Annotated in this window: 12 protein-coding genes and 6 pseudogenes; 12 read left to right on the plus strand and 6 right to left on the minus strand. The window is 64.6% G+C overall.

Translation table 11 applies throughout. From position 1 onward, the window contains the following. Nucleotides 1–32: 32 nt before the first annotated feature. The 4 genes and pseudogenes from K307_RS05090 (at nucleotide 33) to K307_RS05100 (ending at nucleotide 9,637) form a co-directional block, all read left to right on the plus strand. Nucleotides 33–8,562, plus strand: a pseudogene (locus K307_RS05090) (GH36-type glycosyl hydrolase domain-containing protein). Nucleotides 8,563–8,832: 270 nt separating this feature from the next. Further along, nucleotides 8,833–8,983: pseudogene (locus K307_RS45615) on the plus strand (DUF3309 family protein). 97 nt (nucleotides 8,984–9,080) lie between these two features. Further along, nucleotides 9,081–9,257, plus strand: a complete 177-nt coding sequence (locus tag K307_RS05095; RefSeq protein WP_042876743.1) for a CsbD family protein — start codon at nucleotides 9,081–9,083, stop codon at nucleotides 9,255–9,257. 128 nt (nucleotides 9,258–9,385) lie between these two features. Next, the gene (locus tag K307_RS05100; RefSeq protein ID WP_042876744.1) at nucleotides 9,386–9,637 is read left to right on the plus strand and encodes a hypothetical protein; all 252 of its coding nucleotides are present in this window, start codon (nucleotides 9,386–9,388) and stop codon (nucleotides 9,635–9,637) included. Nucleotides 9,638–10,563: 926 nt separating this feature from the next. Here the strand turns inward: K307_RS05100 and K307_RS05105 are convergent. From K307_RS05105 to K307_RS05120, 4 genes and pseudogenes are all read right to left on the minus strand, one after another. Further along, nucleotides 10,564–11,238: a DUF1345 domain-containing protein gene (locus K307_RS05105; RefSeq protein WP_155301198.1), complete on the minus strand. Its 675-nt coding sequence runs from the start codon at nucleotides 11,236–11,238 to the stop codon at nucleotides 10,564–10,566. 295 nt (nucleotides 11,239–11,533) lie between these two features. Beyond that, a pseudogene (locus K307_RS05110) lies at nucleotides 11,534–12,775 on the minus strand (MFS transporter); the annotation flags it as partial. Nucleotides 12,776–12,815: 40 nt separating this feature from the next. After that, nucleotides 12,816–13,064 (minus strand): annotated as a pseudogene (locus tag K307_RS05115) (acetate--CoA ligase); the annotation flags it as partial. A gap of 37 nt (nucleotides 13,065–13,101) precedes the next feature. Beyond that, entirely contained in the window at nucleotides 13,102–13,398 is a 297-nt protein-coding gene (locus K307_RS05120) for an acyl-CoA dehydrogenase family protein (RefSeq protein ID WP_042876748.1), read from the minus strand. 325 nt (nucleotides 13,399–13,723) lie between these two features. Here K307_RS05120 and K307_RS49155 point away from each other — a divergent pair. The 8 genes and pseudogenes from K307_RS49155 to K307_RS05145 all read left to right on the plus strand — a co-directional run. Further along, a pseudogene (locus K307_RS49155) lies at nucleotides 13,724–14,059 on the plus strand (MFS transporter); the annotation flags it as partial. Nucleotides 14,060–14,201: 142 nt separating this feature from the next. Next, nucleotides 14,202–14,390, plus strand: coding sequence for a hypothetical protein (locus K307_RS05125; RefSeq protein ID WP_042876750.1), 189 nt, complete (start codon nucleotides 14,202–14,204; stop codon nucleotides 14,388–14,390). A gap of 58 nt (nucleotides 14,391–14,448) precedes the next feature. Then, nucleotides 14,449–15,546 carry an AmmeMemoRadiSam system radical SAM enzyme gene (gene amrS / locus K307_RS05130; protein ID WP_042876751.1) on the plus strand — a complete coding sequence of 366 codons (1,098 nt, stop codon included), beginning with the start codon at nucleotides 14,449–14,451 and terminating at the stop codon, nucleotides 15,544–15,546. A gap of 37 nt (nucleotides 15,547–15,583) precedes the next feature. After that, a complete protein-coding gene (locus K307_RS05135; RefSeq protein WP_042881371.1) occupies nucleotides 15,584–15,940 on the plus strand; it encodes a VOC family protein in 357 nt (118 codons plus the stop codon). Between the two features lie 134 nt (nucleotides 15,941–16,074). Then, nucleotides 16,075–16,167, plus strand: a pseudogene (locus K307_RS50920) (integrase); the annotation flags it as partial. Nucleotides 16,168–16,447: 280 nt separating this feature from the next. Next, on the plus strand, nucleotides 16,448–17,329 hold the full coding sequence (locus tag K307_RS50925) for an iron-containing alcohol dehydrogenase (RefSeq protein ID WP_419187105.1): 882 nt from the start codon (nucleotides 16,448–16,450) through the stop codon (nucleotides 17,327–17,329). Beyond that, nucleotides 17,289–17,633: a hypothetical protein gene (locus K307_RS50930; RefSeq protein ID WP_419187106.1), complete on the plus strand. Its 345-nt coding sequence runs from the start codon at nucleotides 17,289–17,291 to the stop codon at nucleotides 17,631–17,633. The genes K307_RS50925 and K307_RS50930 overlap by 41 nt, the downstream gene beginning before the upstream one ends. A 37-nt stretch (nucleotides 17,634–17,670) precedes the next feature. Continuing rightward, nucleotides 17,671–18,591, plus strand: coding sequence for a LysR family transcriptional regulator (locus K307_RS05145; RefSeq protein WP_042876753.1), 921 nt, complete (start codon nucleotides 17,671–17,673; stop codon nucleotides 18,589–18,591). A gap of 8 nt (nucleotides 18,592–18,599) precedes the next feature. Here K307_RS05145 and K307_RS05150 read toward each other — a convergent pair whose 3' ends face one another. Further along, nucleotides 18,600–19,568 (minus strand): tripartite tricarboxylate transporter substrate binding protein, encoded by a 969-nt coding sequence (locus tag K307_RS05150; RefSeq protein WP_042876755.1) that lies wholly within the window; start codon nucleotides 19,566–19,568, stop codon nucleotides 18,600–18,602. Nucleotides 19,569–19,859: 291 nt separating this feature from the next. Then, on the minus strand, nucleotides 19,860–20,315 hold the full coding sequence (locus K307_RS05155) for a carboxymuconolactone decarboxylase family protein (protein WP_042876757.1): 456 nt from the start codon (nucleotides 20,313–20,315) through the stop codon (nucleotides 19,860–19,862). Nucleotides 20,316–20,321 lie beyond the last annotated feature (6 nt).

The raw sequence follows: 20,321 nt of genomic DNA on the forward strand, positions 1-20,321 counted from the left end.
ATCGCTTCCCGGACCGCTGAATGGTCCTGTCCATGAACCTGAATCTGAATCTTAACTTCCCGCTGCGCGCATTCGGCGCGCCCGCCGTGCCGTCACCCTGGGACAGCACAGCGCCGGTACGAGAGGAATTGTTCGGTATTGAACGGCTGGAGCAGCACGCGCAAAGCCTTGCCACAGCCCAGCCGGTGACAGCATCGCCGCCACGCGTTTCGTCCCTGCGCAGCCGGCTCAGGGACAATGCCGCTGTCCTGCTGGCCGCCTATCGGGCCAGCGCTGCCGAGGTGGAAGGCGGCGCCGAGGTAGCGCCGGCGGCGGAATGGCTGCTCGACAACTATCACATCGTCGAGGAACAGATCCGCGAGATCCGGGACGACCTGTCCCCCGGCTACTACCGCCAGTTGCCCAAGCTCGCCGAGGGGCCCTTCACAGGCTATCCGCGCGTCTTCGGGGTGGCCTGGGCCTTTGTCGCTCACACCGACAGCTACCTCGATCCAGACATCCTGCGCCGCTTTATCGCCGCCTACCAGCGCGTCCAGCCGCTGACGATCGGCGAATTGTGGGCGGTTGCGATCACGCTGCGCATTGTCCTGGTCGAGAACCTGCGCAGGCTCACCGGGGAGATCACCGGCGGCCGGGTTGCCCGCGCCGATGCAGATGCGCTGGCCGAGCGGCTGCTGGCCGCAGGGGGCGCCCGCACGGCACTCGAAACGGATATTGCCGCACGCCCTGCAGCGCCGCTGTCCGAGCTGTTCGCCGCGCAACTCGCCAGGCGCCTGCGCGACCAGGACCCGAGAACCATGCCGGCACTGGGCTGGCTGGAGGAGCGGCTCGGGCTGCAAGGGACTTCGGTCGACGAGGTGGTGCTGCACGCGCAGCAGCGCCAAGGCGCCTCGAACGTGACGGTGCGCAACCTCATCATGAGCATGCGGCTGATTTCCGATATCGACTGGGCTGAGTGGTTCGAGAGCGTCAGCCTGGTCGACGCGCGGCTGCGCGCGGGCAGCGCCTTTGCCGACATGGATTTTCCGACCCGCAACCTGTATCGCAACGCAATCGAGGAACTCGCGCGCGGCGCCTCGTGCCCGGAACTCAGGGTTGCCGAGCTGGCGCTCAGCGCCACGCCAATACCGGCGTCCTCCGCGGGCGAAGTGGATAATAGGGTCGACGCGACCGGGGACGGCCGCAGAGTCGATCCGGGCTATCACCTGATCGGCTCGGGCCGCTGTGCGCTCGAACGAGCCATCGGATTTCGCGCGCCGCCCCGCCTGTGGGTCAGCCGCTGCTGCAAGCAGCTGGGCCTCGGCGGCTATGTCGGCGCGCTCGTGCTGGTCACGGCCGGCCTGCTGGCGCTCGCGCTATGGCTCTTGCCTGAAGGCCTGGCGGTCGGCTGGCTTGTGCTGCTGGCGCTGTGCTGGATCGTGCCGGCCAGCGAGGTCGCCACCGCGCTGGTCAACCGCGCGCTTGCCGGGCGACTGGGGGCGACGATCCTGCCCGGCCTAGAGCTTAAGGCCGGCGTTCCGCCCGCGCTGCGCACGCTGGTGGTGGTGCCGACCCTGCTGACCGGCGAGGCGGACCTGTGCGAGCAGATTGAGCGGCTGGAGGTGCATCACCTTGCCGGCGCAGGCGGCGACCTGAGCTTTGCCTTGCTGACCGATGGCGTCGACTCGGACCAGGAGGTGCTGCCTGGCGACGCCCATCTGCTTGCCGTGGCCAGCGCGGCGATCGCCCGCCTGAACCAACGCCATGGCCCGGGCCCGGCCGGCGACCGCTTCCTGCTGCTTCACCGCCGGCGCGTCTTCAATGCCGCGCAAGGCCAGTGGATGGGATGGGAGCGCAAACGCGGCAAGCTGCTCGAGCTGAACCGGCTGCTGCGCGGCGCGACCGACACCAGTTACGTGGCCATCGATGGTCAGGCGCCGCAGGTGCCGGCCGGCGTGCGCTATGTCATTACCCTCGACGCCGACACGCGGCTGCCACGCGACGCCGCACTGCGGCTGATCGGCAAGATGGCCCATCCGCTGAACCGGCCACGCTTCGATGCGGCCCGCCAGCGCGTCGTGGGCGGCTACGGCATTCTCCAGCCGCGTGTCACGCCTTCGCTGCCGATCGGCCGTGAGGGGTCGCTCTACCAGCGGGTCTTCTCCGGGCCGGGCGGCATCGATCCCCACGCGGCTGCCTGGCGAGGGTTCCTTTACGGGCAAGGGCATCTATGACGTCGATGCTTTTGAAGCCGCGCTCAGCGGCCGGGTCCCGGAGAACGCGCTGCTCAGCCATGACCTGTTCGAAGGGGTGTTCGCCCGAGCCAGGCTGGCCTCCGACGTTGAGGTGGTGGAGGAGTTTCCCCCGCGCTACGACGTGGCGGCCAGGCGACAGCATCGGTGGACGCGTGGCGACTGGCAACTGCTTGGCTGGATCTTCGGGCACCACCAGGGCATCCACGCGGTGCCGGCCATCGGCCGCTGGAAGATGCTGGACAACCTGCGCCGCTCGCTGCTCGCGCCCCTGTTGCTCCTGGGCCTCATGCTGTGCTGGTGCCTGCCCTGGCCGGCGGGGACACTGGCGATGACCCTGCCGCTGGCTGCCATTGCCATTCCGGCTGTCCTGCCCGGTGTCCTGGCCGGGCTGCGGCACCGCAGCGGCATGCGCCTGCGCAACCATGTGCAGGCGCTGCTCGCAGACCTGCGGCTAGCCGCCACGCAGATCTTGCTGGGGCTGGCCTTCGTGCCCGACCAGACCTGGCGCGCGGGTGACGCCATCGCCAGAACGCTGGCGCGGCTGTTTTACACGCACCGCCATCTGCTCGAGTGGACCACGGCCGCGCAGTCCGCCACGCGCCCGCGGCTGGACCTGGCCGGCTTCTACCGGCTGATGGCCGGCGGCACCCTGCTCGTGCTGTCGATGGCCGCGGCCGGCGTGGGACTGTTGCCATCGTCATGGCCGCTTGTGCTGCCCTTTGTCTTGCTATGGCTGACGGCGCCGGCCCTTGCTCTATGGGCCAGCCGTGCGCCGGCCGTTGCGCGCCGGCTCGCCCTGCCGGAGGCCGACGCGCTGGCGCTGTGCCTCACGGCGCGCCGCACCTGGCGCTTCTTCGAGACTTTCGTCACGCCAGCGGACAACATGCTGCCGCCGGACAACTTCCAGGAGACGCCCAGGCCCGTGGTGGCGCACCGGACCTCGCCTACCAATATCGGGCTCTACCTGTTGTCGGCCATCGCCGCACGCGACTTCGGCTGGGCCGGGACCACCGAATCGGTCGAGCGCATGGAAGCGGCGTTCGGCGCGACGCGCAAGCTGCCGCGCTACCGGGGCCACTTCCACAACTGGTACGAAACGCTGAGCCTGCAGCCGCTGCATCCTGCCTATATTTCGTCGGTCGACAGCGGCAACCTGGCCGCGCACCTGATCGCGGTCGCCAACGCTTGTGAGGAATGGAAAAACGCTGCCGCGCCAGATCCCCGCCACGGCCTGGCGGACACTGCGCGGCTGGCAAACGAGGCCCTGGCGGCGCTGCCCTTCGCACACAGCGAACCCGGACGACAGCTCGGCGGACTTTTGGCCGAGATTGACACCGTGCTGACCGGCACGCTCTCCACGGAGATCCGGGCGCCGGCGCTCAGGCGCCTGACGGAGAAGACCGTCAGGCTGGTGCATGACATCCAGCCTGACGCTGACGATGACAGCTTTGCCGACCTGGCCTTCTGGGCCGGGGCGTTGCGGCGCGCCGTGGCCGAGCATGAGCGCGACCAGTTGCTGCAGACCGAAGCGCCGCAGGCGCTGACCACCAGGCTGACGGCACTCGCCCACACTGCGCGCGAACTGGCGCTGGCGATGGACTTTGCTTTCCTGCTCGATCCGGCGCGCAAGCTGTTGTCGATCGGCTATTCGCTTGCCGACAACCGGCCCGATGCCAGTTGCTACGACCTGCTCGCCTCCGAAGCGCGGCTCGCCAGCCTGTTCGCCATTGCCAAGGGGGACGTGTCGACCCCGCACTGGTTCCGGCTGGGGCGCATGGCGACGCCACTTGGCAAGGGCTCGGCACTGATCTCGTGGTCGGGCTCGATGTTCGAATACCTGATGCCGTCGCTGGTGATGCGCGCCCCCGCCGGCAGCCTGCTTGAACAGACCGCGCGCCTGGTGGTGGCGCGCCAGCAGGGCTACGGGCAGTCGCTGGGGATTCCCTGGGGCGTATCCGAATCGGCGTACAACGCCCGCGACAGGGAGTTCACCTACCAGTACTCGAACTTCGGCGTGCCCGGCCTGGGGCTCAAGCGCGGCCTGTCCGAGAACGCGGTGATCGCCCCCTATGCCACGGGACTGGCGGCCATGGTCGATCCGAAGGCTGCATGCGACAACTACCGTCGCCTGGCCGAACTCGGCGCCCTTGGACGCTACGGATTCTACGAGGCGCTGGATTACACACGCGCGCGCCTGGCCGACAGCGAGACGGTCGCCATTGTGCGCAGCTTCATGGCGCACCACCAGGGCATGACCATCGTTGCCATCGCCAACGCCCTGCATGATGGTCGCATGCGCGCGCGCTTCCATCGCGAGCCGATGATCCAGTCCTGCGAACTGCTGCTGCAGGAACGCATGCCGCGCAACGTCGCCGTGGCGCATCCCCGCGCTGAGGAAGTGAAGGCCTCGGCGGCAGCAGTACTGCCCCAGGACTCTGCGGTGCGACGGTTCACGGCGCCGGCAACTGGCAATCCGGTCACCCATCTGCTGTCCAACGGCCGCTACACCGTGATGCTGACCACCACGGGAATGGGCTACAGCCGCTGGCGCGACCTGGCCGTGACGCGCTGGCGGGAAGATGCCACCCGCGACGATTCGGGCTCCTTCATCTTCCTGCGCGATACGCAAAGTGGCACCACGTGGTCGGCCAGCGCGCAAACGGCCGCCGATGGCGAGCGCGGCGGCGAAGTGGTTTTCGCCGAAGATTGCGCCGAGTTCGTCCGGCACGACGGCAGCCTGACAACCATCCTGGAAGTCCTGGTTTCCGGCGAGGACGACGGCGAGGTCCGCCGCGTATCGCTGGTCAACAACGGGCGCCGCCCACGCGAGATCGAACTCACTTCCTATGCGGAAGTGGTGCTCGCCACGCGCGCGTCCTATGATGCACATCCGGCCTTCTCCCGGATGTTCATCCAGACCGCTCACCTGGCCGAGTCCGGTGCGCTGACCGCGACACGCCGCCTGCGTTCGCCCGAAGAGCCGCCGGTCTGGGCTGCCCACTTCAGCGTGGTGGAAGGCGACGTTGTCGCCGATCCGCAGTACGAGTCCGACCGCGCACGCTTCCTGGAAGGCGGCCGCACGCCCGCTGCGTGCGCAGTCGTCACAGCCGGACTGCCGCTCTCGAACACGGTCGGCACGGTCCTCGACCCGATCTTCTCGCTCAGGCAGCGCGTGCGGATTGCGCCCGGGGGCAGCGCGCGGGTGGCCTTCTGGACTGTCATTGCGACGTCGCATGCCGACCTGCTCGACCTGATCGACAAGCACCAGGACCGCAACGCCTTCGACCGGGCCAAGACCCTGGCATGGACGCAGGCCCAGGTCGAGCTCCGCCACCTTGACGTCGATGCGGCGGAAGCGGCCGACTTCCAGCGCCTCGCTGCGCCCCTGCTCTACGCCGATGCCCGCTTCAGGGCCCCGCCGGACGCCATCCTGCGCGGGGCCGGTCCGCAGTCGGCACTGTGGCCGCTGGCGATTTCCGGCGACTTGCCGGTTGTCCTCCTGCGCATCGACGAGATCGAGGACATCGTCCAGGTGCGCCAGTTGTTGCGCGCCCACGAGTACTGGCGCATGAAGGGGCTTGCCGTCGATCTGGTCATCATCAACGAGCGCGCCTCTTCCTATATCCAGGATCTGCAGATAGCGATCGAGACCGCGGTTCGCAGCAGCCACTCGCAAAGCCACGCGAGCGAGGAAGGGGTCCACGACCCGATCCACGGCTCGGTCTACACCTTGCGTGCCGACATGATGCAGCCCGAAGCCCGCGCGCTGCTGCAGTCAGTCGCACGTGTCGCGCTGATTGCCCGACGCGGCGCCATCGCGGACCAGCTCGCCCGCCTGCCCGCAGTGGCGACCCCACTTCCTGTACCTGTCCGGCGCCGCAAGCCCGCGCCACAGTCACTGCCGCCGCTGCCGCCGCAGCCCGGGCTCGAGTTCTTCAACGGCCTGGGCTGCTTCGACCAGGACGGCCGGGAATATGTGGTGGTCCTGAACGCCGGCCAGTCGACCCCTGCCCCATGGGTCAACGTGATCGCCAATCCCGGCTTCGGCTTCCATACGTCGGCCCGTGGCAGCGGCTACACCTGGGCGGAGAACAGTCGCGACAACCAGTTGACGCCCTGGTCCAACGATGCGGTTGCAGACCCGTGCGGCGAAGCGATCTATGTCCGCGACGAGGACAGCTTCCAGAACTGGAGCGCCACCGCGCAACCGATCCGGGACAACGGCACCTATACGGCCCGCCATGGGCACGGCTACAGCCGCTTCACGCATGAGGCCAACGAGATTGCGCTGGCGCTGCTGCAGTACGTCGCGCTGGACGATCCGATCAAGATTTCGCGCCTGACGCTTCGCAATCTCTCCGGCACCCCGCGCCGGCTTTCCGTGACGGCCTATACGGAATGGGTGCTTGGCACCTCCCGGGGTGCTTCGGCGCCGTTTATCACGACGGCGCCGGACCAGGCCACCGGCGCCATCCTGATCCGCAATCCGTGGAGCACGGCGTTTGCGGGTCGCGTGGCTTTTGCCGACCTTGGCGGCAAGCAGACCGCCTGGACCGCCGATCGTACCGAGTTCCTTGGCCGGAATGGCGGCCCGGATGCGCCCGCGGCGCTGCTCGGCAAGGCGCCCTTGTCCGGCACGACCGGGGCCGGTCTCGACCCCTGCACGGCCTTGCAGTGCAAGGTCGAGCTGGCAGCTGGCGAAACCGTCGAAGTCGTTTCGTTCATCGGACAATGCGCCTCGGCCGCCGAGGCCAGCGCGCTGATTGCGCGCTATCGTCAGACGGATCTCGACGCCACACTGGCGTCCGTCACCCGGCACTGGCAGCGCCTGCTTGGCACGGTACAGGTCAGGACACCGGACCGCGCCATGGACATCATGCTCAACGGCTGGCTTCTCTATCAGACGCTAGCCTGCCGCATCTGGGCGCGCGCGGCCTTCTACCAGGCAAGCGGCGCCTACGGATTCCGCGACCAGTTGCAGGACCATATGGCGCTCACCCTAACCAGTCCCGACGCCACGCGACGGCACCTGCTGCGCGCCGCCGGGCGGCAGTTTACCGAAGGCGACGTCCAGCACTGGTGGTTGCCGCATTCCGGGCAAGGCGTGCGAACCAGGATTTCCGACGACCGCGTGTGGCTGGCGTTCGCTACCGCCAGCTATATCGCCAGCGCCGATGACACCGCCGTGCTGGACGAGATGGTGCCGTTCCTGGAAGGCCAGCTGCTGGGCCCCACCGAGGCGGACGCCTTCTTCCAGCCAATGGTCTCGGATGTGTCAGCCTCGCTGTTTGAACACTGCGCGCGCGGGATTGACGGCTGCATTGCACTCACTGGCGAGCACGGGCTGCCGTTGATCGGCGGCGGCGACTGGAACGATGGCATGAACCTCGTCGGCGCCGGCGGCAAGGGCGAAAGCGTCTGGCTGGGCTGGCTGCTCGCACGCACCCTCGCCATGTTTGCACCGTTGGCGCAGACCCGCGATGCCGGGCGCGCCAACCGCTGGCGCGCGCATGCGGCCTTGCTGCGCGAAGCGCTGGAGCGAGCGGCCTGGGACGGCGACTGGTATTGCCGCGCGACCTTCGACAACGGCACCTGGCTCGGCTCGAAAGACCGTAAGGAATGCCGTATCGACGCCATCACGCAGTCATGGGCCGTGCTGTCGGGCGCGGCCGATCCCACCCGTGCCCGTGCCGCGATGGCGTCGCTGGAAAAGTACCTGGTGCGCCGCGAAGACGGGCTGGCATTGCTGTTCACCCCACCCTTCGACAAAGGGGCCCTCGACCCCGGCTACATCAAGGGCTATCCGCCCGGCCTGCGCGAGAACGGCGGGCAATACAGCCATGCCGCGATGTGGGCAGTCCTCGCATTTGCCAGGCTGGGCGCGGCCGACAAGGCCGTCGAACTGTTCTCCCTGATCAACCCCATCAACCAGGCGCTGACACCTGTAGCGGTCGAGCGCTACAAGGTCGAGCCCTATGTGGTGGCAGGCGACGTGTACTCGGTGGAGCCCCACATCGGCCGCGGCGGCTGGACTTGGTACACGGGTGCCGCGGGTTTGATGTATCGAGCCGGGGTGGAGGGCATCCTGGGCATCAGGAAAGAGGGAGAACGGCTGGTCATTGCCCCTTGCATTCCTGCCTCGTGGCCGGGTTTCAAGGCCACCGTGAACGTGGCGTCGACCCGCTACGAGATCAGCGTGGGAACGCCATTGCACTGCTCTGGCGGTGTCTCGCAGGCGATCCTTGACGGCGTCAGCATCCCCTGTAAGGACGGCCAGGCTAGCGTCCCTCTTGATGGGGGCGAGCACACGCTGCTGGTCCTGGTCTAGGTCCCCCGTAGCCGGGTAGTCAATCCGTGCCAGCGCCACGTCAAGCGTACGGCACCGGACTGACACGAGATCCCATCCGAACTACGCTTTGATCAGGATAGAGCTGTCTCTATCGATACGATGTATCGGCGATAAGTACTTCAGCGAATCCCTCGAATCGGTGTTCTGGATTCCATGGCATGGCCATCGACAACGCGATCCGCTAGAACGGCCGCCATCCGTCTGGCTGCATCGGCGGAAGGCATGTTTTTGCAGAATCAGGAGCGCATCATGTCGATTGGACTCTTGCTGTTGATTGTCCTGGCTCGTGGGGGCAATTCCCACCTGGTCGTACAGCAGCGGTTGGGGCTACGCGCCGTCCGGCGCACTCGGGGTGATTCTTGTTGTGGTCCTTGTCCTGTTGCTGCTAGGCAGACTCTAGGGCAAGCATCGGGAATATTCCCGACATCGCAAGCACGCTGTGCCGCGGCCGGATTGCCTCAGCATCTGGCAGCAACACCAATGAAGAGGAATACATCATGAACAAGGATCAAGTGAAGGGCCGGGTCACTGCGGCCGCTGGGAAAGTCAAGGAAGCCTTTGGAAAGATGACTGGAAACAGACAAATGCAAGTGACGGGAATCCTGAAGAAGGATATCGGCAAGACGCAGGCAGCGTATGGCGATGTCAAGGCGGATATCAAGAAGGCGGAATAAAACGATGCGGAGACGGGCGAGCACCCCAGCCAGCGCACCGCCGGCGGGATGGGAAAGGTGACCAGTCGGCTGGCCGCCTTCTCCCGATTCGGCTTTTCCTCGTTACATGCCGGCACCAGGAGACAACCATGCTGGACACGATGCTGAATCAATTCCCTCCCATGGAGCAGGAGGCTTTTCGCGAGACCTGCCTGCGCAATGGAGTTGCACCCGACGGATTTACCGTGACTGCAGTTGAAGACGCGGCAGGCGCTGTGCCGGCTCACGGCCGCACCGTATCGGTAGGCTTCGGGAGGGAAATCCGCCAATACAACGGAAACCTGGGTGCGCAATGGACTGTCGATTTCGAGGACGACCTGAGATCGCACGTCTTCGGCTGACGTTGTTGCCGAGGCAGGTAGCACGGCATTCCTCAAACGGACAGCAATCCTTATCTCGCCGCGCGCAGCGTGGGTCCCCTGCATTGGCACGCTTTTCGCTGCCTCCGTACGCTGTCGTACCGCATTCGCACACGCATTGGCGTACGCTGAATTGTTGCCAGATCAGCAGGCTGACCAGCCTGCTGCCGCTGGCAGGAATACTGCCGGAGCACGCCAGCCGCCCGGTTTATTCCTCGCCGCCACCCATATAAACTGACGTTGCGGTATGGATCCACCTTCCGGGCCTTCCGGGCATCAGCACGCCCGGCCAGTCGAGATACATCATGCGTACCCTGCTCTGTCTTCGCTTCAAGAATGCCGCTTCCGCTCAGAACGGCTGGGCAAAACTGCTTCCCCTCGTGCACGCGACTGCCCATGTGACCGGCCCCTGGTTCGTGGGCCGGGGGCCTCCGGCCGCTCGAGAGCTTTCCGGGCGCGGACACCACGCACACCACCTTCCGGCATGAAGGCTCGATCGCCGGCTATGCCATCTTTGCCATACTTGGCCTGGCGCTGGCAGGGTATTACGGCGACCATTCCGCCCCGCTGAGCGGCCTTACCACCTATGGCCTTGGCTTCGTGGCCTTCGGCGTCTGTGGCTGGCTCCTTGGTGCGTTGTTCGGCTCGATGTTGCCGCGACAGCGGCTGGCGCGGGCCGCTGCACTCTTGTCGCAGGACGAAATCATCATGATCGTCGGATGCAAATCTTCCGAGAAGGAAACCATCAAGACGCTATCAAGACGCTGCTATACGAGCTGGGCGGAGTCGGCATTGACGAGCACGGCGACTTCCTGCCACATCTGCGCTGGACCTAAGCGTGATCGTTCCGCAGCACCAGGCCGTGCCACCGGTGAAAGAAAGGCCTGGTGAAAGCCAGATGTCCGCTTTCAGAGATTGATCAGACCTGCTGCCACGTTTACGCACAGTCCCAGTACAGCGATATTGAAGTAGAACGAGAGCACGGACTGCGCAAGTACCGCTTTGCGGATGGGCCGCGATCTCAGTGCCACGTCCGACGTCTGCGAGGTCAACGCGATCGTGAACGAGAAGTACAAGAAGTCCCAATAATTCGGCTCAAGCGCGCTATCGGGAAAGCTGAGTGCCGGTTCATCGGTACGCTCCTGCGCTGAGCCGTAGAAGAGCCGCGCATAGTGCAGCGCGAACATTGTCGGAATCAGGAACCAGGCGCCGAACAGCGTCGCCACGGTGAAGGCGAGATGCGCCAGCCCCGCGCCGAGCCCCAAATCTTTCACCGTGGCCAGTTCGAGCACGATAGCGGCAATGCTGGCGACCGCAGCAATGCAAACGACTAGCAGAAACGTCGTGGCCGTCTCGTCCTCGCGAATGGCAATTTCCCTGACCATGTCTTGTGGCGCCCTGGCCATCAGCCACCAGATCAGCACGAGATACGACCAAACGGCGATGTCCCAGCCGAGGACGACGCGCACTAGCGGGCGCAGCGACACCGGCGCCACGAATGCGGCGACGATGCCGATCACTAGCGCGATGGCGGCACGCGGCCGGTATCGAATGAGCTTCGGGACAGGGAGAACGGGGAGCATGAGCATCAGATGGTGGGTGGAATGGCCACTTGCGCAGGCCGCCCGATCTGGCTCCGACGCGCGTTCCAACGAAAGCTCCTCGACCATCAACGGCTCGCCAGGCTACGGCTCGCGCTCCGGGCCGAGTCGACCCTTTGCACGAGGGTGGCCTATGCCCGAACGCAGCTATATGGTGAGAATCTATGCCAGCGTAGCGCGTTCCAGTCGCCCGCTCAAGCTGCCTTCACCGGTCTATCGAGTTGGCTTCCATGCCTCAATGAGTGCCTTGAGCGCTGTCGTGATTGCAGCGTTCCCGCTGCTTGAAGATGTTCTTGAAACGGTAGCCATGGTTGAACTCTTCTACCGCAAAGATCCGGAAGGTGACGTTGGCCACCGGCAAGGCCACGAACAACAACAGCAGGCCGCGCAGTACCAAGGGCGGCACCAGCCAGGACATACTGGCGCCAGGCGGCATGCGGGCCATCCAGCCCCCGATCAGCGCTGCCAGCAGGAAGCCGGGAACGATCATCCATTTCTTGTGCTCGATCAGCGACGAGCACCGGAAGTACGCGAACGCCAGCGGCAGCGAGAGTAGTGACGTGACGCCGACCAGTTGCCCCGCATTCTCCACCGGGTAGCCAAGGCCGCCCTCAAGGAAGCGCGATACCAGGTAGCCCAGGGAATGGCTCAGGTAGTAGAAGAACATGTACAGGACGATCCCGGCCTGGAACGTCTTTTCACGCAAGGCATGGAGGCGAACAAGCGGCCTCGGGTGATGCCATTGGTGCCAGACAAACCACGCCAGCGCGAGCAGGCCGGCAACGGTCAGGAACACAAGGCCGGGCGATGCGCTGAACACTTCAAAGCGCACCTCCTGCATCGCGATCAACAGGGCGCTCAGTCCGAAGGCAAACAGGATGTACGGCCAGAAATGTGCGTCGCCGCGTGCTTCGGGATGTACCTGGCCTGAATGCGGCACGGCCAGCCAAGCAAACAGCGCCAGTGCGGCACCGCCGAGTGCCGTGCCGGCGAACAGCGCGCGCCAACCGAAGTGCGCAATCAGGTAGCCACGGGGAGCGAGCGCGCTCGCCAGCAAGATCATGAGCAGGAACACCTGCATGGCCGCCGGACGCTGCTGTGGGTTGAAACTGACCTGCAGCTGGATGCGGCACACGCTCATCATCGGGCCGATAAAGTACCCCTGTACCCCGCGTGCCACTGCCAGTTCCATCGACGACTCGGACAGCGCGGATGCGACCGAGCCGGCGGCAAACAACAGCAGGCTGGTGCTAACATAACGATAACGCCGGTAGCCGACGCGCTCGACCCACCACTGCTGCTGCAGGATGCCGAGCACCGAGGTCATGGCATACATCGTCGACGCCCAGACCAGTTCATCGGGCGACGCATTGATGCCGCCCGCGATATACCGCGTGAAGAAGCCGAACATCGCGTTGTCGAAGTAGTCCAGCCCCGTGGCGAGCGCGATCGCCCAGGCGAACACATTCATGCGCGACTGCTTCCCCTCGATCTTCTGCAACCCGGCCGGTGTGTTCATTTCCTGCTTACCTCGGTGTCTATGACTCCGGAACGCCTGCACCTGCACTGAAGCGGATCGCGTCGTCGCGGCGCAGCGCCAGGTCGCCGTGCATCCAGATGCCCGGCACGGTATTCCAGTAAGCGTCCAGATAGCGCTCGTCGTCCCGCCAGAACGACTGCGTCATGCCGACAAAGGGCCGGCGGATCGCCAGTTCGCCCACGGTGTTGGTCAGCGACTTGCCGTCGGCATCGACCACCTCGGCGGCCACCGACGGCGAGGCGGTATTGAAGCCGCCCGGGCTGATCGGGAATGGCCGCGGAGAAACAGGCCAAGGCCTGACGCCCTCAGGAGAGCAAGGTTCGCGCTGCATTTTCAATGTGCCCCAGATCGATTGCCTCCTTCCCATCTCGGATCGCAACCAGCATGGCGATCACGGTGTCCTTCGCCGCCGCCCCGCTGCACCACAGCTTTTGGCCGGAGACGATCCAGTCGCCGTTCTCCTCGCGGCGGGCGCGGGTCTTGGTACTCGAGGCGTCGGAGCCGGCGTCGGGCTCGGAGATAGACACGGAGAAGCGGATCCGGCCGTCGATGAAGGGCTTGATGTACCTGTCCCATCGCGGGTCTCCTGTAGCGGACGGCACGGCGTCTTCTCCGCGTACGCTTGAAACGCAAGTGGGAAAACCATAAATCCGAAGCGTAAGGCGCGCGGTCGCATAGGCCAACTGGCCATTCTCGAAGCGTCGGTTCGTTGCGGTCGAAGCGAGCGCCCGGCTCACTGCTGCGGTTAAGGCGAGATGCGGCCGTGAAACTCAGCCCCTCACCACCAACACGGCGCCACTGCACCACAGCAGCGCGTGGGCGTCGCGGTCGAACATTTCGGTGTTCGCGCGCCGAAAGTGTCCACCAGCCGCTGCGAATGTTAGGTGTTGGGGTTACTGCAAGGCAGTTAGTGGGCTCCGTCTCTCTATCGTTGCGGCCACGCGCCTGCGCGCACGCGGGCCCGAATGGAGGGAGCAACGTCGGGCCCAGACCCGGACCATCGTCGCCACCTCTGCCGGCAACGCGCTGGAGATGTTCGACTTCACGGTGTTCAGCTACTTCGCGGGACAGATCGGCAAGGCGTTCTTCCCGGTCGACTCGGGCGTCGGCCCCTTCCTGCTCGCGACCGACGCCCTCGGCGTCGGATTCGTGATGCGTCCGCTCGGTGGCATCATGAATGGCAATTACGCCGACCGCGCCGGCCGTCGCGCAGCGCTGACCTTGACGATCCTGCTGATGATGGCTGGCACCGCCCTGATCGCGTACCGGCGCGCCATTGGTGCATGCAGGGGGCCTATACTGAACTCAGCCGACACGCACCCCGCAGCGACCGACGGGGGCACTGGCGCCTCCGCACGCGGTGCCGAGGATGAATGCCTTCACGGGCGCCAGACAAGGACCTGCCATGAGCAATCGCCACTATGTCGTCATGATCGACCAACCCAGGGATGTCTCCGACGAACAGATGGCCGAGTACATCAAGCTCGCCATCGCCAACTGGGGCGCGGGAGTGCCACCGCCGCCACCGGACAGCCCCTTCTTCGACCTGGATGTATTGTCGGTAACGGCCGTCCACAAGGCACATAAGGATTAAGCGTTAAGCGTGCGGGGCGGCACCCCCTGCAGCCACGTTCCAGTGCGGGGACAGAGCCATGAAGCAGACCCCATATCCAAGGCATTCCGGCCCTTACCCGGGCCGCTACTGGCATTTCGTGGACGATGGCCGCATGCAATGCGATCTTTGCCCGCGCCACTGCCGCCTGCATGACGAGCAGCGCGGCGCCTGCTTCGTGCACCAGCGGGCCGGCAAGGAAATGGTGCTGACCGCGTATGGCCGCTCCTCGGGATTCTGCATCGATCCCATCGAAAAGAAGCCGCTCACTCACTTCTACCCGGGCAGCGCGGTCCTGTCGTTCGGCACGGCGGGCTGCAACCTGGCATGCAAGTTCTGCCAGAACTGGGACATCAGCAAATCGCGCGAGATGGACACGCTGGCCGATGCAGCCATGCCCGAAGCCATCGCCGAAGCCGCATCGTCCCACCGTTGCAAGAGCGTCGCCTTCACCTACAACGACCCGGTGATCTTTGCCGAATATGCAATGGACGTGGCCGATGCCTGCCACGAACTGGGCATCATAGCGGTGGCGGTGACAGCCGGCTATATGGGCGCGGAGGCGCGGCGCGATTTCTACGCGAAGATGGATGCGGCAAACGTCGACCGGAAAGGCTTTACCGACGCGTTCTATCTTGCGTGCACCGGGGCTCACCTGGAGCCAGTGCTGGAGACGCTCCAGTACCTTAAGCACGAAACCGAGGTGTGGTTCGAGATCACGACACTGCTCATTCCCTGCAAGAACGACAGCGATGACGAGATTCGCGCAGAGGCCCAGTGGATCGCCAGGGAACTAGGCACCGACGTACCGCTGCACTTCACGGGATTCCATCCCGACTACAAGATGCGCGACGTGCCGCCCACGCCCTGCATGACGCTTGCGCGTGCCCGCAAGCTCGCGCTGGCGGAGGGGCTGCACTACGTGTACACCGGCAATGTCCACGACACCGCCGGTGACACCACCTCTTGCCCCGCATGCCACGCACCGCTCATCGTGCGCGACTGGCATGCGATCGAAAGCTATCGGCTGACTCCTGCGGGAACCTGTCCTGAATGCTTTGCGCCGATTGCCGGTCGCTTCGGACATTTCGAGCGCCAGTTCGGGCGGCGGCGAATTCCGGTGCAAATCGGGATCTAGTCTGATCTAGTCCGGTTAAACACGCCCCCCAATGCCGATGATTTCCTCGATCAATGCCGTGACACTCGCCACCCGCGACATGTCACGAGCCGTTGCCTTCTACCAGACGCTCGGATTCCAGATCCGCTATGGAAGCGCTGATGCGGAATTCACCAGCTTCCACGCGGGCACGGGCTATCTCAACCTGATTGCGCAGCCATCCCGCCGGCAATGGTCGTGGTGGGGACGCGTCATTTTCCATGTCGACGATGTCGACGCCATCCACCAACGGGCGCTCGAACACGGGCTGCGTCCCGAGGCCGCCCCGCGCGATGCCGAGTGGGGCGAGCGGTATTTCCATATCAGAGATCCCGACGGCCATGAGCTGAGTTTTGCGAGGCTGCTGGTGGAGTGAGCAAACGTCGTCGCTGGCTCGTGGTGACTAAGATCACCGATCTCCCTGATCACGGCAGCCATGACCTCGAGCAGAATCGCGCGCGGTTTTCAATGCTGGTGCCATATGCGTCGGCGTGAAGAGAAGTAATCGCGCTCCAGCGCGGCAAGCCGCTGTCGTCACTGAGTCATGAGGACCTGCTGGTCTACGAGCACTTCCTGTCCGACCCGCAGCCCGCTGTGCGCTGGGCGCCGAATGCTGGGTGGCGTTGGCCGGAGGCTATCTGAAACAGGTGGCGTAATGCAGCCATGCCTTACGGGCGGATTCGAAGGCTGGGCGGTGATGCGGCCCACACGCTCATCGGCAGGCTCCCGACCTGCGCACTCCGACGCGCACTAGTCGGATACAGTGGACATCGGCATCGCCATCGCGATCCGCGATGGCACGCTCTCGACTCATTGATTTGCCACCTGGGGGCTTCGGCCTTCGTCATCTGACGTACCTCCCTACCCTTCACAAGGATGTCAGATGGAAAATACAGAGCCCAAGCGCTACCGCTTCACCGGACATGAGCGGGTCTTTCACAATGTCTCAGCGATCGACGCGCTGCCGGAGATCCTGGCATTGTTCGGATACCGCCGCGTTTTCGTGGTCTGCTCTCGCTCGATCCACACAAAGACCATGTGGATCGAGCGGTTGCGAGCGCAGCTTGGCGACAAGCTGGTCGGGCTCACCGACGAAGTGGGCGAGCATTCTCCGCTGTCCAATGTCCTGAAGGCTGCAAGGCAGGCTCGCGATGCCCGTGCCGACGTCCTGGTTTCTGTCGGTGGTGGCTCGGTAATGGACATGTGCAAAGCCGTGCAGCTCTGCATCTCCGAGAACGCTTACGACCGCGACGCCCTGCTGAAGCTGCAGTTCGTTGTGTCTGCGGACGGCACCGAGATGTTGACGACGTCGCAGGCACCGGCCGCCATCCGGCAGATCGCAATTCCCACCACGCTTGCCACATCGGAATGGACACCGGTCAGCACGCCGATCGACGACGAAACTCGCCTGAAAGCGCGCTTCGTGGTGGCCAGATGGTTCGCCCGAGGCCATCATCTATGGCCCCACGCTGCTGCAGCAGACACCTGTCCGGTTGCTGTGGTCTACAGGAATACGCGGCCTGGATCACGCCATCAACACGGCATGCTCGTCATCGCCGCATCCCTTCGCAAGCCTGCTCGCCGAGCGCGCCGTGGCGCTGTACATACAAAACCTGCCAAAGCTCGACAAGGCGACCACGATCGATGCCTTTACTCAGTACCAGCTCGCGAGCTGGTACACCGGCATGGGCCAGATGTCCGTGCCGCACGGCTTCAGCCACTGGATGGTCCATATCATTGGCCCCTACGGCGGCGTCGCGCATAGCGACGCGGCGTGCGTCCTGATGCTTGCCCAGGCGAAGTGGCTCGATGGATGGGTCAAGCCGCAGCATGACCGCCTGCGCGCCGCAATCGGCCAGCCGGACAAGCCGTTTCATGCCATCCTTCACGAGTTGCTCATGGCACTGGGCATGCCGACCACGCTGGATGACCTGGGCCTGACGCGTGGGCAGGTCGATGCCATGATCCGGCCGGCACTCGAGCATCCGATGGTGACCCGCAACAATGTCCGGCCAATTCGTACCGAAGCCGATTTGCGAGCAGCCCTGGAACTGGCATGGCGCGCATAATGCGATCTGCTTCCTCTTATGGTTCCCCCTTGACACCATGAAGATCGATCCCGTTTCGCTGCGGCTGTTCCTTGCGGTCTCCGAACTCGGTACGATTGTCGCCGCCGCGGAACGGGAGCACATCGCCGCCTCTGCAGTCAGCAAGCGCATCGCCGACCTGGAGGATGCCCTGCGTACGCAATTGCTGGAACGCAGCAACAAGGGCATCGTGCCGACACCGGCCGGCATTGCCCTGCAAGGGCTGTCGCGCAATATTGTCAACGACCTCGACAACGTGGCCACGATGATGCAGGACTATGCGAGCGGCACGCGCGGCCTGGTCCGCATTTACGCCAACGTATCGTCGATTGCCCAGTTCCTGCCCACGGATCTTCATGGCTTTATCGAAAAGTACCCCGAGGTGCAGCTGCACCTGCAGGAACACATCAGCACCGCAATCCTGCGCGGCGTGGCGGAAAACTCGGCAGACATCGGTTGTTTTGCGGATCTGGGTACGACACCGCAAGGCGTGCTCACATTACCGTATCGCGAGGACGACCTGGTGGTCGTAGTGCCTCGACACCACGCACTGGCTTCCCGCAAGAAGCTGACTACGCCCGACTTACTGAATCACTACCTGATCGGACTGCAGACCGGCAGCTACATCAATCTGCAATTGTTGCGCGTTGCCAGCGAGCACGGCACACCGGTGAAATTCCGCATGCAGGTCAACAGCTACGACGCCGTCTGCCTGATGGTGGAAGCCGGCATGGGTATCGGCATACTGCCGGTCAACCTGGCCCGGCGCTATGCCAGGATATTGGGCATCCGCGTGATCCGGTTCGATGCGCCATGGGCGCATCGCCATCTGAAGCTTGGCATCCGCTCTTATGAAGGCTTGTCGATGGCGGCGCGGCAACTGGTCGACCAGGCTCGGGCCATCGTTGCAGAAGCGGGCGAGAAGCACGCCCACTTCTGAACGCACATCTAATCGACGGTAGCCCCTGCGGCCCGGACGACATTGGACCAGCGGGTCAGGTCGCTGCGAATCAGCGCCTCGAACTGCGCCGCCTCGGAAGAAAACGGCTCACACCCCTGGCGTGCCAGCGTCTCACGCACATCGGGATCCGCCAATACCTTGCCGAGCGCGGTCCGCAAGCGTGCAACCACCGCAGGCGGCGTGTGCGCCGGTGCAAACAAACCATACCAGGGTGTGGCACCGACTCCCCGCAGCGCCTCGCCGACGGTTGGCACGTCGGGCATCGCAGGCAGGCGCTTTTCGTTGGTGACCGCGAGGACCTTGAGCTTGCCGGCCCGGATGAAGGCCTGGGCTGACGTCACGCTCTGCACCGACACGGCCACCTGCCCGCCGACCACATCCGATACCGCGGCCGCAGCGCCCTTGTATGGCACGTGCACCAGCCGAATGCCGGCACTCTGTTGGATCATCTCGCCGATCAGGTGATTTAGTGTGCCATTGCCAGCCGAAGCAAACGTGACCGTGTCGGGCTTCGCGCGCGCCAGATCCACCAGCTCGCGCACGCTGCCAGGACGGAAAGCCGGGTTGGCCACCAGCACATAGCCGGCCGTGGCGGCGCTGCCGACCGGAATGAAGTCCCGTACAGGATCAAATCCGGTGCGTTTGTACAGCGCCGGATTGATGACATGTGCACTGCTCACCGTGAACAGCAGCGTGTAGCCGTCCGGGGTGGCCTTGGCTACGTAGGCTGTGCCAATATTACCGCCGGCGCCGGGTCGATTCTCAACCACCACCTGCCGGCCAAGCTTCTCGGCAAGTTTCGTTGTCACGATACGGGCGATGACGTCGTTGGCACCTCCCGGCGCCTGCGGTACCACGACCATCACCGGCTTGGCTGGATATGCCTCATCTGCAGTGGCAGCCGTCGCCAGGCTCAACACGAGCATCGCCAGACATGTGGCTTTCCTCAATTGCATGGTGTCTCCTCATGAATCGCCAGACTGAAGAAGACGAACGTCGCCGTTGCCTGGCGTATTCATCGTGAGGGACGGGCGAACCGCTGCAAAGCAACGATTCGCCATTGCACCATCGCGTGTGGAGATGGCAGGGGCTCAAGCTCATCCATCTGCCATCTGAGCGCCTGTGCTTTGTGCAAGCGCATTGGTGAAATGCCAGGGACGCCGGCAGAACAACCGAGCCATCTCCGTTGCACGCCGGCATCCCGGGTCTGTCCCCACCGTCCACCGATTATTGATGCGGCGGCCGCGTCAGACTTCCAAAGCCAACGTGGATTCGGGAGCGCGGCGGAAACTGATGGCGAGCCGGTTATAGGCGTTCATCAGACCAATGGCGATCGTGAGGTCGGCGAGCTCCTTCTCGCTGAAGATTGCCGCGGCAAGCTCGAACGCTTCGTCAGGCACATGGGTGTCAGCAACGCGGGTGACCGACTCCGCCCACGCAAGCGCAGCCTTCTCGCGCTCGCTGAACATTGCCCCCGCCTCGTGCCACGCCTGCACGAGCGCCAGCTTCACGGGCGTGACACCCTTCTTGATCAGGTCATTGGTATGCATGTCCAGGCAATAAGCGCAACCGTTGATCTGGCTGACACGCAGATAGACAAGGTCGACGAGGACATCTTCAAGGCCCGACTGCATGACATAGCCATAGACGCCCCCCATTGCTTTCACGCCGCCCGGCGATGCCTTAGTGTAGTCCAATCTCATCAAAAG

The sequence above is a fragment of the Cupriavidus necator A5-1 genome (assembly GCF_000744095.1).
Lineage (GTDB): Bacteria > Pseudomonadota > Gammaproteobacteria > Burkholderiales > Burkholderiaceae > Cupriavidus > Cupriavidus necator_A.